The sequence below is a fragment of the Acidobacteriota bacterium genome (assembly GCA_016703965.1).
GTDB lineage: Bacteria > Acidobacteriota > Blastocatellia > Pyrinomonadales > Pyrinomonadaceae > OLB17.
Genome location: JADJBB010000021.1, coordinates 1608737 through 1623275, shown reverse-complemented (window position 1 = coordinate 1623275; position 14539 = coordinate 1608737). Strand labels below are relative to the sequence as shown.

14 protein-coding genes and 1 pseudogene are annotated in these 14539 nt (G+C 53.5%); 9 read left to right on the top strand and 6 right to left on the bottom strand.

The genetic code is table 11. The features are described 5' to 3' along the window. Positions 1-4: 4 nt before the first annotated feature. The 5 genes and pseudogenes from IPG22_14305 to IPG22_14285 form a co-directional block, all read right to left on the bottom strand. The gene (locus IPG22_14305; protein ID MBK6589458.1) at positions 5-619 is read right to left on the bottom strand and encodes a hypothetical protein; all 615 of its coding nucleotides are present in this window, start codon (positions 617-619) and stop codon (positions 5-7) included. A 41-nt stretch (positions 620-660) separates the two neighbouring features. Then, a complete protein-coding gene (locus tag IPG22_14300) occupies positions 661-2727 on the bottom strand; it encodes a S46 family peptidase (GenBank protein MBK6589457.1) in 2067 nt (688 codons plus the stop codon). Next, a pseudogene (locus IPG22_14295) lies at positions 2724-3077 on the bottom strand (DUF5615 family PIN-like protein). The gene IPG22_14300 and the pseudogene IPG22_14295 overlap by 4 nt, the downstream one beginning before the upstream one ends. Further along, on the bottom strand, positions 3074-3301 hold the full coding sequence (locus tag IPG22_14290) for a DUF433 domain-containing protein (protein MBK6589456.1): 228 nt from the start codon (positions 3299-3301) through the stop codon (positions 3074-3076). Before IPG22_14290 ends, IPG22_14295 begins: the two are co-directional and overlap by 4 nt. 29 nt (positions 3302-3330) lie before the next feature. Next, positions 3331-4494, bottom strand: a complete 1164-nt coding sequence (locus IPG22_14285) for a pyridoxal phosphate-dependent aminotransferase (protein MBK6589455.1) — start codon at positions 4492-4494, stop codon at positions 3331-3333. Positions 4495-4566: 72 nt separating this feature from the next. Here IPG22_14285 and IPG22_14280 point away from each other — a divergent pair, with 72 nt between their 5' ends. Continuing rightward, on the top strand, positions 4567-5895 hold the full coding sequence (locus IPG22_14280) for a cytochrome P450 (protein MBK6589454.1): 1329 nt from the start codon (positions 4567-4569) through the stop codon (positions 5893-5895). A 50-nt stretch (positions 5896-5945) separates the two neighbouring features. Here IPG22_14280 and IPG22_14275 read toward each other — a convergent pair whose 3' ends face one another. Continuing rightward, a complete protein-coding gene (locus IPG22_14275; GenBank protein ID MBK6589453.1) occupies positions 5946-6590 on the bottom strand; it encodes a DNA-3-methyladenine glycosylase in 645 nt (214 codons plus the stop codon). A gap of 154 nt (positions 6591-6744) precedes the next feature. On the opposite strand from IPG22_14275, the gene IPG22_14270 reads away from it, so the two are divergent. The 8 genes from IPG22_14270 (at position 6745) to IPG22_14235 (ending at position 14442) form a co-directional block, all read left to right on the top strand. Next, positions 6745-8073 (top strand): thioredoxin domain-containing protein, encoded by a 1329-nt coding sequence (locus tag IPG22_14270; GenBank protein MBK6589452.1) that lies wholly within the window; start codon positions 6745-6747, stop codon positions 8071-8073. A gap of 21 nt (positions 8074-8094) precedes the next feature. Further along, the gene (locus IPG22_14265; GenBank protein MBK6589451.1) at positions 8095-8955 is read left to right on the top strand and encodes a glutaminyl-peptide cyclotransferase; all 861 of its coding nucleotides are present in this window, start codon (positions 8095-8097) and stop codon (positions 8953-8955) included. Next, positions 8952-9428 (top strand): nucleoside deaminase, encoded by a 477-nt coding sequence (locus IPG22_14260; GenBank protein MBK6589450.1) that lies wholly within the window; start codon positions 8952-8954, stop codon positions 9426-9428. Before IPG22_14265 ends, IPG22_14260 begins: the two co-directional genes overlap by 4 nt. A gap of 6 nt (positions 9429-9434) precedes the next feature. Further along, positions 9435-9884: a DMT family transporter gene (locus IPG22_14255; GenBank protein ID MBK6589449.1), complete on the top strand. Its 450-nt coding sequence runs from the start codon at positions 9435-9437 to the stop codon at positions 9882-9884. Between the two features lie 156 nt (positions 9885-10040). After that, entirely contained in the window at positions 10041-11558 is a 1518-nt protein-coding gene (locus IPG22_14250) for an FAD binding domain-containing protein (GenBank protein ID MBK6589448.1), read from the top strand. Positions 11559-11565: 7 nt separating this feature from the next. Continuing rightward, positions 11566-11796, top strand: coding sequence for a hypothetical protein (locus IPG22_14245; GenBank protein MBK6589447.1), 231 nt, complete (start codon positions 11566-11568; stop codon positions 11794-11796). Continuing rightward, positions 11744-12193 (top strand): hypothetical protein, encoded by a 450-nt coding sequence (locus IPG22_14240; GenBank protein MBK6589446.1) that lies wholly within the window; start codon positions 11744-11746, stop codon positions 12191-12193. Before IPG22_14245 ends, IPG22_14240 begins: the two co-directional genes overlap by 53 nt. Further along, positions 12190-14442 (top strand): molybdopterin-dependent oxidoreductase, encoded by a 2253-nt coding sequence (locus IPG22_14235; GenBank protein ID MBK6589445.1) that lies wholly within the window; start codon positions 12190-12192, stop codon positions 14440-14442. Before IPG22_14240 ends, IPG22_14235 begins: the two co-directional genes overlap by 4 nt. The last annotated feature ends 97 nt before the right edge of the window (positions 14443-14539 follow it).

Below are 14539 nucleotides of genomic sequence, written 5' to 3'. Positions count from 1 at the left end.
GTTTCTATTTCCCTTTCAAAAGTGCTGCAAACGGCAGCTTTGCCGTCGTCAAATAATAATCAACCTCGTCTCGATCGTCGCCCATGACGCCGTCGGAATGTTTTTTTGGTTTCTTAGATCTTAGATCGAGGTATTTCTCGGTCATATGGATCTGCTTGCCTTTGTTGTCGAAAAACCTTCGACGGACGACCATGAAATCGCCCAGAAATGTGCGGTAATCAGACTCGATCATTGCCAACGAACCATCTGCCCGAAAGTAGTGATCGTTGTACTTCGCCCAGTCGCCGGACTGACTCGACAGCGTAAAAGTAGATTGCACGATCTTGCCGCCGCTCAGCCAGTTAAATGCGATGTCGTAAACTTCGTTCCTGCTTCTAAATGTCTCCAGAGCCTTTTCCGAGGCAAATTTCTGCCACTTTGCCGATTCGCTTTCCGTACCGGCCGTGTCACCGAAGATCAAGCTGGGTTTCTTCAGCTTTTTGCGGACCGCGTCAACCGTTTTCACGTAAGCGTCGATCTTTTTTACATCGGGCGAGACCTTACCCTGTGCCGATACATTAACTAATGCTCCAGCAAAACTCAGCGCAACAAGCGCGGCGATAAAAGCGATCTTTCTCATCTTCAATTCTCCGATCGAAACCCAGGCTTGCAAGATCCCTATTAATTCGCCAGCAATTCCTTTACTAGCCCATCTGCATCATAAACCTTTCGCAGAGACTCGATGATACCTGCAGAATGAACGCCGACCGCGCGTGAGCCTTCGTTTTCTTCGATGTACCAGTAGCGGTTCGAGAGTTTTTGGTTGTTGCTGTCGAAGTTAAGGCCGACTAGTTCGCCTTTGCGGTTGATGACGGGCGAGCCGCTGTTGCCGCCGATGGTGTCGGCGGAGTAGACGAAATTGAGCGGCGTTGAGAGGTCGATCTTGTCGCGACGCGATCTGAGGCTCTCTGGCAGGTGGAACGGGTCTTTTTCGCCAAAGCTCAGAGCTCGGTCGTAGAGGCCGAAGAAAGTCGTCTTGTACGGCACGAGAGTCGTGTCTTCTTCGTAGCCTTTGACAACGCCGTATTCGATGCGAAGCTGGCCGTTGGCGTCGGGCGGCATCGATTTGCCGTAGACGGCGAAGCGTGCCTGAGCGATGCGTGTGCCGTTGGCGGTCTCGACGTTGAGAACGTTTTTCTCGTTCCATTCGCGGAGCTGGCGAATGACAGGCTCGACACGCCGGGCGAGCGTGATCATCGGATCGGTCGAGGCGTTCACCGCCGCCGCACCGCCATCGAGCATTGCCTTGCGGACCGCCGGATCGCCGAGCTTTGTCTCGCGGATCGCGCGGCCAACAACCTCCGCCGGTTCGGCATCGCCGAGGGCCGCTTTGACGAACGGGTCACCGGCACCGAGCACCTTGACGCCTTCTTCCAGCCATGCCTGCAGTGCAGCCTGCTCCATCTCCGGATATATCGGAGCGGGCGAAAATAGTGCGGACTTGAACGCTTCGAGCCGTGTATCGCGGTATTCGGGATACCGCTGGCCGTCTGGTTTTGCCGTCTCGATATGGAAAGTCACGATCTGCTGGGCGATCGTCGCGAGGCGTGAAGCGGTGATGTTTGAGAAGGCGAGCTGTTTTGCCTTGCCGCGTAGTTCTTCATTGGCTTTCGCGATCGCAGTCCATGCCGGAGCATATAATTTGTCCAGTTCCGGCTTCGCCGCGAGTTTGTCACGCAGTTCTTTTTCCTCGGCCTCTTTGCGAGCGAAGTTTCGCGGATTGAGCAGGCCGTTCTGCTGGCCTTCGAGGCGTTTGAGTGAGTTGGCAAACGAACGCATCCCCGGATTTGCCTGACGCTGCTGCTCGGGCCCGCGTTTGGAATATTCCTCGAGAGCCTTGCGGCGGGTCTTCCAAACCTGTTCCTGCAATGGATTGCCGAGGTCCCGTTGATATGCAAGCTGTGCGACGGTCAAGAGCCGAGCGGTCGAGCCTGGATAGCCCGAAACAACAACAAATTCGCCCTCAGGAGCACCCGTCGCCGACCATTTGAAATAGTTCGGCGTGCTCGCTGGTTTGCCGTCTTCGTACGCACGCAGGAATGTGAAATCGAGGTCGAACCGCGGGTAAACAAAATTGTCATAGTCGCCGCCAAAGAACGCCGCCTGTTCCTCAGGAGCCATCACGAGTCGAATGTCGGTGTAGCGTTTGTTGCGGTAAACCCAATATTCTCCGCCGCTGTAAAGCGAAACCACTTCGCAACGAAGCCCGGCCGGGCAATCCTTCTCGATCGCGGCGATCTCAGCCGTGCGTTTGGCAGCCATTTCGGCGTCTGTAGTTCCGGTTTTTGCGGCATTGTGAACGCGTTCCGTGACGTTGTCATAGGACTGCAGGATAGACACGTTGCCGTCCGGCACTTTCAATTCTTCAGCCTGCGTTTTAGCGTAAAAACCATTCTTCAGCAGGTCCCGTTCCTTGCTCGAAAGGCGTTCGATAAAACTCGATGCGACATGATGATTGGTAGCGATCAGGCCATTCGGCGAGACAAAAGCTCCCGAAGCTCCCGGAAACTTCGGCGAAGCCAGCCGCACCTTATCAAGCCACTCCTTCGAGGGCTCAAAACCATACCGTTCCTTCCACTGCTTCAGCGGCGGATTATCGAACGTCCACATGCCGTCGTCGGCAAGGATGAATGGAACGCTGCTAAAAACGAAGGATGCGATAATTAGATAAATGGATAACTTTTTCATGGTTCTAAAACAGGTACGGAGCTAATTTCAACTATTTCCTCACCGGATTTGAGCAGTTCGACCGCATCAGCCAGCGTGTTTGTCAAGATTTTCTGAAGGAATTGGTTAGAAGTATTTCCACACGTCAGCCAAATAACCTTTGGCGGAGGACCAAAGCGTTCCAACAAATCCAGAAAATCGCGATCCTAAGTTAAAACGACAGCGTCTTCTTCACGCGCCGAATCAAATATTTCGATATCTTCAGAGTCGCGTAGCCCCAGCTCGCGGATCGCTATCGCTTCAAACTCAAAAAATTCGCCGATCCAAGCGGCGATTCGAGGCGATAGTTGGGCGTCGATCCATATCCTCATGCAAAGGCCGGCAAAATTGGATGGTCAAATCTACGAGCCGCATATTGAAGAACCGCATCAATGTCCTCCATCTCAAGATCCGGCATTTCGTCGAGTATTTGTTCCTTTGAAAGGCCAGAGCCAAGTAGATCAAGAACATCCGTCACACGGATTCTCATTCCGCGAATACAAGGTCTTCCGCCGCACTGTTTTGGATTGATCGTTATTCGCTCGTTGACACTCATAAGCGTATTTTACACCCGATTTGAATCAATTATCGCAAAACTCGTTGCAGTTTTTCCATCGCACCTTCCAACACCGCGTCCTCACGGGCGATGCAGATGCGCACATACGCGTCCCAATCATCGCTGTCGGCGAAGGCTGAGCCTGGTGTCATGCCGACTCCGGCGTCGCGCATGAGCATTTCGTTGAAGGCGATGGCGTCGTTGTATTGTTCGGGAATTCGGGCCCAAAGATAGAACGCCGAGCCAGAATCGTAGATCTTGAAGCCTAGGTCGGTGAATATCTCGGACGTGAATCGACGTTTGCCGTCGAACGTGTCGCGGAGCCGTGGATAATAGCCTTCGTCAGCCATCAGAACTTTTGACAGAGCCGTTTGCAGCGGTGTCGCCGGGCAAACGTAGATGACGTTCGCTGCGGCGTTGACCTTTGAGATCAGATCGCCGGGGCCGTAAGCGTAGCCGAGACGCCAGCCGGAGATGTTCCAAGATTTGGAGAAGGAATTAACCGTGATAGTCCGTTCCCACATTCCCGGAAACGAAGCGATCGGCGTGTGCGGATTTTCGCCAGTGACGTAGTGCTCGTAGACTTCGTCTGAGACAACAAGCAGGTCGAGTTCTTTGGCGACTTCCGCGATGGCCTCGAGTTCGGTCTGCGACATAACTTTGCCGCTCGGGTTTGCGGGCGAGCAGACGATGATCATCGTGAGCGGAAATTCCTTGCGGTCTTTCAGTTCTTTACACCGAGCGAGCAGCGCGTCTTTTTCGAAGCTCAGGTCCGCCGGGTTCAATTCAAAGGTTTCCGTTTTCGCACCAAAATCTTCGAGAATGCGGCGATGATACGGGTAATATGGCTCAAAAACAAGAGCTGCATTGCCTCGCAAAAAACTCTGTGCGATGCCGATCAATGCTCCGGTTCCGCCGTTCGTGATCATCAGCTCGTACGGGCGGGCGTCGACATCGACGTCGATGTTGTTGTATTTCGCGATCTTTTCGGCGACGGCTTTTCGCAGTGCTTCTACGCCTTCGCTGCCGCCATAGTGGTTTTGGCTGGCGGCGATAATTGCGGCGGCTTCGGCGGCAAGCTGCGGGTCAATGGGCAGTTCTGACTGGCCCTGAACGAGGTTTCCGCTCGGCGGCACGAGCCGCGTGATCGCACGGATATCCGGTTTTACTTTCATACGCTTTGGTTCTGACATAAACTAAGAATGTAGCACGTTTTGACTGGAGAATCCTAGATGCCTGACGGTGGAAAAACAACCTCGATCGCAATGCCGCCGACGCTCAAACTCGGCTGGCTCGACCGCCGTTTCCCGATGATCAGGCTCGACCGGCTTGAGTTTTTGACTGCTCAGTCGGAACTCGGCGACATCACGCATTTCCGGGCGGGGCCGTTCACGGTATATTTCATAAATCACCCCGATCTGATCCGCGATGTGCTGGTCGTCAATGCCGATAAATTCATTAAAGGCAGAGCTTTACAGCGTTCGAAGACGATGCTCGGCATGGGCTTGCTGACGAGCGAAAAGGAATTTCACCTGCGACAGCGACGGATGATCCAACCCGCATTTCACCGCACACGCATCGCCGAATATACGCGGGCGATGACGCACTTTTCCGACGCCATGGCCGAAACCTGGCGTGACGGCGAAACGCTCGATATCGACCGCGAAATGATGCGGCTAACGCTCCAGATCGTCGCAAAGACACTGTTTGATACTGATGTAACAAAAGATGCTGACGACGTAGGCCGTTCGTTGACAACTCTGGTTGAGATGTTCAATTTGCTGTTGCTGCCGTATTCAGAGATACTGGAAAAGCTACCGTTCCCACAATCGATCAAGCTAAAGAAAGCACGCAAAACGCTCGACCGTATCATCTACGGAATGATCGACGAACGCCGTGCCTCCGGCGAAGACAAAGGCGACCTGCTCTCGATGCTCCTCGCCGCCCGCGACGAGGACGACGGCGGCCAGATGACCAACGAACAGGTCCGCGACGAAGCCCTGACGCTCTTCCTCGCGGGCCACGAAACCACGGCAAATGCCCTGACATGGACCTGGTATCTGCTCTCACAAAACCCCGAAGCCGAAGCAAAATTCCACGCCGAGATCGACCGCGTACTCAATGGCCGCGTGCCGACGATAGACGATATTCCAAACCTAAAATACACCGAACACGTCCTCGCCGAATCCATGCGGCTCTTCCCACCCGCCTGGGCGATCGGCCGTCAGGCGGTCGAAGATCACGAACTCGGCGGTTTTAAGATCGCAAAAGGTTCGACCGTTCTCATGAGCCCATTCATCCTCCAGCATGACGCTCGTTTTTGGGATGATGCGGACAAATTCACACCCGAAAGGTGGGAAACCCAAAGCGTAAAAGAAGCCGGCAACCGCAACATCTATTTCCCCTTCGGCGGCGGCATCCGCCGTTGTATCGGTGAGAGTTTCGCCTGGTCGGAAGGCATTTGGGTGCTGGCGACAATGGCGAGAAAATGGAAACTCCGTTTAGATCCGAATCAGAAGATAGGAACAAAATCCTTGATCACCTTGCGGCCTAAGTTTGGGATGAGAATGGAGTGTCAGAACCGGGAGCGATAGCGACTGGGTATTTCGATGGCGTCTATGCTATTCGGCGAAGAACCCAGTCGCTATCGCTCCCGGTTCTGACCCTTGCTGACGAATTCGTTCCGCGAGATCCAAAACCGCCAAGGCTTTTCCGCATCCTCGCCTGCGTAATCAATCCCAACGCGTTTCCCGATCGCAATTTCTTCATCACGGAAAGTTTCATATTCCTCCAGCCATATATTTTCACCGCTCAGGTTTTCGCCGTTAACGCGACGATCGATATTGAGGGCGATGCAAAGTTTGCCCGGACCGGACGTGAGATTTTTATCGGGCATCTGCCGATTCGCTATCGCTCCCGGTTCTGACTTTTTACGGCTTCGACGTTCCCGCATGATCTCGATTCCCTCTACTGGTTCGACCGCTCGGATCAGAACGACGTGGGGCGTGTCGACCTCACCGCAAACTATGTTTAGCTGGTAGTACATTCCGTAAATAAAAAATACGTAAACGTGGCCTCCGACGGCGTAAGTGATCTCATTGCGGGCAGTTCGTCGGCCGCCGAAGCTGTGGGCGGCACGGTCGGTGGTGCCGAGGTAGGCTTCGGTTTCTACTATCATGCCTGAGACACGTTGGCCGTTTTCGTCGGGGACGACGAGAAGTTTGCCGAGCAGGTCCCGGGCGATCTGGACCGTGTCTTCGCGAAGGTAAAAGCCGCTTTTCAGTTTCATTCCTTTCGATTTTCGCATCGAACGAACTCCAGGCCGAAATAATGAATCATAAATACTTGCGGGCAGTTGTCGATCATTACGGTATCGTCGACCACGATATTTCGGTTCAGCAACGAATTGATCGTCCGAAATTTGTTAGAATTACTGAACATCTATGAGACCTCTTTTTGTTTTTGTATTCCTTATTATTTTGTCGCTCGCCGCATTCGCCCAAAAGCCAGAAGATGTGCTTGGAACCGCTGCGGGCCGATCGATCAAATTGGCCGATCTCAGCCCTGAGACGCAGCAGGCTGTGAGCAGTTTACCGACGCGGCGGTTTGGGACGCGATCCGCGATACTCGACCAAATGGTGAGCCAGAGGCTGCTTGACGCCGAAGCAAAGGTAACTGGTATTTCGGCGGGCAAGCTCATCGCGGCTGAGAAAGCAAAGGTCGCAAACCCGACTGATGCCCAAATTAAAGAAGTCTACGACGCTAATCAAAAAGCACTTGCCGAATCAACCCCTGAGCAGGCAAGAAAGCAGATCATCGCCTACCTCAGACGCGAGCCTGAGCAGCAGATACTCGGAGCATTCTTCGCCAAACTCAAAACGAAATTCAAATACACAGCCGGCAAGCCGGTAAATTCGACTCCCTTAGCTGCAGCCGACGTCGTTGCAACGGTCAACGGCGTGCCGATAACCGCAAAGGAATACGAAGAATTCGCTGCCGTCGCTCTTTACGAACTCAACGCAGACGTCGCGGATCTCATCATGCAGGACCTCAACGAAGCTCTCTACAACGCGATGATCGAGGAAGAAGCAAAAGCTTTGAAGATGGAACCGAGTGCTCTGCTTGCCCGTGAGATCACCAACAAGTTGAAGGATTTCTCGAACGAAGAGCGGGCAAACCTTGAAATCGCGTTCAGCAAAACTCTCGCGGCGAAATACAAACCCGCGATCACCTACAAATACCCCGATCCGATCGTTCAAAAAATATCGGTCGATGACGATCCCGCGATCGGCCCGGCGAACGCCCCGGTGACTGTTGTGATGTTCAGCGATTTTCAGTGTCCGGCGTGCGCCGCTACACATCCTGTCTTAAAGAAAGCGATCGAGGCGTTTCCGGGTAAGGTGCGTTTCGTCGTTCGCGATTTTCCGCTCGAGAGCATTCACGCGAACGCCTTCAACGCCGCCCGAGCCGCCTCAGCCGCAAACGCACAGGGGAAATTCTTTGAATATGGCGAGTTCCTCTACAAACACCAGGATGCACTCGACACGCCTTCCCTTCTGAAATACGCGGCTGAAATGGGTTTGAATGTAAAACAATTTGAGATAGACTTTAACTCCGAAAAGACCGCCGCTGAGATCCGCAAAGATCAGGCAGATGGTGATAGTTACGTCATAAATTCGACGCCGACGATCTTTGTCAACGGAGTCCGTATTCGTGATCTTTCATTCGAGAGTTTCAAGGCCGCTATTGAAAGGGCTTTGCCGAAACAATAGCCGCCGAGCGAGATTTAATATATGCGTTTCCTTATCATTTCCCTTTCCTGTTTCATCGCCCTCGGATGCTCGGGCTCTGCAAACTCGACCAATTCCAACGTCAACACCGGAAAAACCGGCAGCTCGAATTCAACAAAGGCCGCCCCGCTTCCGGTCTATGGCTATGAGGTCGTCAAATCCTATCCGCACGACGGCAACGCCTTTACGCAGGGCCTCATTTTTCACAATGGTTTTCTCTATGAAAGCACGGGTGAATACGGCGAGTCCTCGCTCAGAAAAGTGGATATTGAGACCGGAAAGGTGCTGCAGAAATTCGACGTTCCGAAGAGCGATTTTGCCGAAGGGATCACGCTGCTTGACGGCAAGATCTACCAGATCACCTGGCGCGAGGGAATCTGCCGTGTGTACAACGTAGATGATTTCAAGCTGATCCGTGAATTCAACTATCAGGGCGAAGGCTGGGGCATCACCAACGACGGAACGAATCTCTATATGACTGACAGCACACACGTTATCCGTGTGCTCAACCCGGAAACCTTCAAATCGACCCGAATGGAAGCAGTCATGCGGGAAGACGGCAAGCCATTGATGAAGCTGAATGAGCTAGAGTTCGTGAAAGGCGAGATCTGGGCTAATGTATGGCATTCGGAACAGCCCGACACGCTCGGAAAGCCGAATTATATCGCGCGAATCGATCCCGCCACCGGAAAATTGCTCGGCTGGATAGATCTCGACGGCATTTCGCCGGACGATACCCGCCGCGACTCGGAGAATACACTTAACGGCATCGCCTACGATCCGGCAACCGACAGGATCTTTGTCACCGGCAAAAAGTGGAAGAAACTTTTCGAGATCAAGATAACGGGGCCGAAAACTCAATGACGGAACTAGATAAGCAATTCATGATGCGGGCCGTCGATCTCGCGAGGAGCGGTATGGAGGCAAATGCAGGCGGCCCCTTCGGATGTGTTGTGGTAAAGGACGGCACGGTTGTTGGCGAAGGCAACAATCAGGTGACATCGACCAATGACCCGACAGCCCACGCTGAAGTAGTAGCGATCAGGAACGCGTGCGCAAATCTCGGAACATTTCAGCTTGACGGCTGCACGATCTATACGTCCTGTGAGCCGTGCCCGATGTGCCTAGGAGCGATCTATTGGTCGCGTCCCTCGGGGATCTTTTTCGCCGGTACGCAGGCAGATGCGGCGGCAGTCGGGTTTGATGATGAACATTTCTACCGGGAACTCGCTAAACCCAACGAGGAACGGCAGCTCCCGATGGTGAATCTTCTTCGCGAGGAAGCCCAAAAGGTGTTTGCAGCCTGGGCTGAAAAGGCCGATAAGACCGAATACTAGTCCTCAATGTCGAATAACATCCTTCTACTTTTCGTCGCCCTTCTGGCAGGCGCGATGATGCCGACACAGGCAGCGACGAACAATAAGATGGCCGTCGTCACGGGCAGCCCGATCCTTGCTGCGTTCTTATCGTTTCTCGTCGGCACGGTTGCCTTATTTGCGTGTGTCATCGCCGCAGGAACGCCGCTGACGAGCTTTGCATCGATCAAGGAAGCTCCGCCGATCGCGTGGGCCGGAGGATTGTTTGGAGCATTTTTTGTCACGGCCGCGGTTATGCTCGTGCCGCGAATTGGTGTCGCGATGACCTTTAGTGCATTGATCGCCGGGCAAATGATCGTAACGCTGATAATCGACCACTACGGGCTGCTGGGTGTGCCGGTAAAGGAAATAAGCATTGCGCGAGTGATCGGTATCGTACTGATCGCGGCCGGAGTGATCTTGATACGAAGGTTTTAGAATCTGCCTGCGAAAAACGCCAAAGTGCGCGAAAAGTAGAATTCTCAGGGCTTGCCGCTTCGATAGGCTATCTCAGAATTAATCTGCTCTTGTAAGTTAAGCCAGAAGATCCGAATTCGCGTCATTTCGCGTATTTCGCGGGTAAATATTCACAGAATGATCTCATTCATCCTCAACAACGACGAAATCTCGACCGATCAGCCGCCAGGTTCGACGGTGCTTGATTTCGTTCGCTACCACAAAGATCTAAAAGGCACCAAGATCGGCTGCCGCGAGGGCGACTGCGGGGCCTGTACTGTTTTAGTCGGCGAATTGGTAGAGAAAAAGATGCGATACCGCTCAGTGACGTCATGCCTGATGCCTCTCGCCAACGCCGCCGGAAAACACATCGTCACCATCGAGGGCATCAATCCCGAAAACGGCTCGCTCACGCCTGTCCAACAAGCAGTGGTCGATGAAAGTGGAACCCAATGCGGATTCTGCACTGTCGGATTCGTGATGTCGCTGACCGGATTTTGCATTGACGGTTCCGCCAAAACGCGTGAAATGGCTGTATCGGCGATAGACGGCAACATCTGCCGATGTACCGGTTACAAGTCGATAGAACGAGCCGCTTGCCGTATCAGCGGCCTCATGTCGGAAGTGCCTGCGTCAGCGGGCGGAACGAACCATACTATCGCGAACGCCGTTGTCCCAATATATTTTGATGATATAGCCTCGCGGCTTAACGGCCTTTTATCAGCCCGTGTACCCGAAGATCGAGCATCGTCCCGCCCGCTTACGCAGGCGGTTCTGACCGGAGGCGGCACTGATCTTTACGTCCAGCGCCACGATCAGATGGCTGAATCCGAGCCAACGCCGCTTCTCTATCATGACGAGCTAAGAAGCATCCGCGACACTGGCGAATATATCGAGATCGGAGCCTCAGCAACGGTCACCGACCTTCTCGAATCGTCAGTAGTGCAGTCGACCTTCCCCGATCTTTACAAGCACCTGAAACTCGTATCATCCACCCCGATCCGCAACATGGCCACCCTCGCCGGCAACTTCGTCAACGCCTCGCCGATCGGCGATATGACGGTGTGGTTTCTGGCGTTGGATGCGGAGATCACGCTTCTTAACTCCCCTCCTTACACGGTTGGCGGGCCTACCGGCAACACTGGCACGCACTCTTTGCCAGAACGAGGGGTGGCAGCCGCTTCGGCTGACGGGGTGGTTCTCTCTCGCGCAATCAAACTTCGCGATCTCTACCAAGGCTACAAACAACTCGCGAAGTGGCCGGACGAAATCATCGCAAAGATCACATTCAAAAAACCCACGACCGATTTCCGCTTCAACTTCGAAAAGGTCTGCAAACGCACATACCTCGACATCGCAAGCGTAAATACGGCCATCTCACTGGAACGTCGGCAGCCTGCCGGCAAGTTTTCATTTGAGACCGTCCACATTTCCGCAGGCGGCGTAGCACCGATACCTTTATATCTAAAACAAACATCCGAATTCCTTCGAAACAAGGAAATTAACGATGAGACACTAGAACAAGCCAACGAGATCATGCAGTCCGAGATATCGCCGATCTCGGACGTGCGCGGAACTGAACAATACAAACGATTGCTATTGAGACAACTCTTCCATGCACATTTTGTCGAACTTTTCGGCTTCGAAACGCTATAATACACCTATGAAAACTCACGTCATCGAAGGTGAAAACGGCGATTTTACGATGTGGCGTCTCGGTAAAGATGTTAAGGAGATGGATCGGTCGTTTGACATCGAATTTTGGCAGCGACAGGGCGATGCCGCCATCTTCAACGCCGCATGGGAACTGATCGAGTTTTACCTTCGGTCAAAAGGGATAAATGAGTCCAGACTTCAAAGAGATATTGTCCATTTTCAACGAACACGAGGTTAAGTATTTGATCGTCGGAGCGTTCGCGGTGATGAAATACTCTGAACCCCGATATACCAAAGACCTTGATATCTGGGTCGAGGCTTCAGATGAAAATGCGCCCCGGGTTTTCGCCGCTTTAGCGGAGTTTGGGGCACCACTAAGCGGAGTAACTGTCAGCGATTTCGCTGCCGACGGCTTTTTTCAAATGGGCCAGCCACCGGTCCGGATCGATATCATGATGTCGCTGGAAGGCGTGTCTTTTGAGGACGCTTGGCCAAACCGGCAATACGGTGATTTCGATGGCATCCCATCGATTTTTATTGGCCGGGACGACTTGCTGATCGCAAAAACGGCGGCTGCGAGACCGCAAGACATCCTAGACATCACTTCGATCCAGACACCCCGTATAAAAGATTGAAAAACATCGATTCAAAATCCCACGTTCGCGGCGAATCCGTTTATTTGGATGACATTCCGGTTGTCCGCGGGACGCTGTATGCGTGTGTTTTTGATTCGCTAGTTGCTCACGGGAAGCTGAAGAGTATTGACACGAGTGCGGCAGAAATTTCAGAAGGTGTTTTCAGAGTTATAACTGCAAAAGACCTGATCGGCGAGAATCAGATCGGCGGGATCGTGCCGGATGAGCCTTTGCTGGCAGAGGGCGAGGTGCATTTTCAGGGGATGCCGATCGCGGTCGTAGTTGCGGAATCAGAGGAACTGGCAAGAAAAGCCGCTAAGAAGCTCAAGGTTGAGATCGACGAACTAGCTCCTGTCACCGACCCGCGAGTTGCGGCCGCGAATGGCGATCTGATCGTACCGCCGAAGAAATTCGTCATGGGCTCGACCGCCGACGCTTTTAGCACCTGTGAACATATCTTCGAGGGTAAAGCCGAGATAAACGGACAGGAACATCTTTATATCGAGACGCAGGGGGCGTATGCGGTCCCGACTGAAAACGGCGGTTTGAGGGTATATTCTTCGACCCAGGGCCCGACGGCGGTGCAGCGTGCAGTTTGCCGAGTTACCGGTCTTGCAATGCATGAGGTCGAGGTCGATGTTCAGCGGCTGGGCGGTGGTTTTGGCGGCAAGGAAGATCAGGCTAACGCGTGGGCCGGGATCGTCGCGGTCGCTGCACAGCTTACTAAACGTCCGGTAAAATATGCCCTTCATCGTATGGAAGACATGCGGATGACCGGCAAACGGCATCCGTATTCCGCCGATTACAAGATCGGCCTCGATAAAGACCTGAAGATCGTCGCCTACGAAGCCAGCTTTTATCAAAACGCCGGTGCATCCTGCGACCTCTCGCCTCCGGTGCTGGAACGCACGCTTTTTCACTGCACAAATTCCTATTTCATTCCGAACGTCACCGCAACCGCCTATTGCTGCCGCACAAATCTACCGCCGAATACAGCATTTCGCGGTTTCGGCGGGCCGCAAGGAATGTTCGTCATCGAATCAGCGATCGCTCACGCTGCCGATAAAATTGGCGTTTCAGCCGCCGAGATCCAGCGGCGAAACCTGCTCGAATCGGGGGACGAGTTTCCGTACGGCCAGATCGCCGTGAGCGAAGCTGTAACGAGCTGGGAACAAGCTGACAACACATACGGTTTGGCATATATGTATCGCGAGGCCGACGAATTCAACGCAAATTCCAGGTACTTCAAGAAAGGCGTCGCCATGATGCCGATCTGTTTTGGCATCTCATTTACCAAAACGCCGATGAATCAGGCGCGTTCTCTGGTCCACGTTTACACTGACGGCAGCGTCGCGGTCTCGACGGGAGCGGTTGAAATGGGCCAGGGCGTTAATACAAAAATGGCACAGGTCGCGGCGAAGGTTTTCGGGCTCGAACTCGCCGATATTCGCGTCCACACAACCAACACTTTACGTATCGCTAACACCTCGCCGACCGCCGCCTCGGCCGCCGCTGACCTTAATGGCAAAGCGACGCAGATCGCATGTGAAACGATCCGAGAACGACTGCTTGAGATCGCTCTTCCGCTCATCGAGGCAGCGAGCGTCGACGACCTTTCGATCGAGAACGGCATGGTTCACCGCTCCGGAGAAAAGACCTCGCTCTCGTGGCAAACGCTCGTCATGGAAGCCCACCTGAAACGTGTAAACCTAAGCGAGCATTCGCATTACGCAACGCCCGGCATCGGTTTCGACTGGTCAACAGCTAAGGGCCATCCGTTCGCGTATCACGTTTACGGGACGGCGATCGTGGGTGTGACGGTCGATTGCCTTCGCGGGCGTTACGAGGTCGACTATGTGAAATGCTGCCATGATTTTGGCACGTCGATGAACACCGCCGTCGATCTCGGCCAGATCGAAGGCGGCATCGTTCAGGGCCTCGGCTGGATGACAATGGAAGAGGTCGCTTACGATGAAAAGGGCAAGCTGCGCTCAAACGCCCTCTCGACCTACAAGGTGCCCGACATCTATTCCGTCCCAAAAGAGATCGCGGTGCTTCCGTTACAAACGGAAAAGAACAACCTCGCCATCTTCAACTCAAAAGCCGTCGGCGAACCGCCGCTGATGTATGGGATCGGCGCGTATTTTGCGATCCGCAATGCCGTTAAGGCGTTCCGCGAATGCGAACCCGATTTCGACTGCCCGTTCACGCCGGAAAAGGTGCTGATGAATCTATATCCGGCAGGCTAATTGAAACAGGATGGACTGGATCTACACGATATTTCTTAACTTCTATCCTGATCATCCTCTATACCCTGTTCGAATTTGGCTCAAGCTGAAGACGACT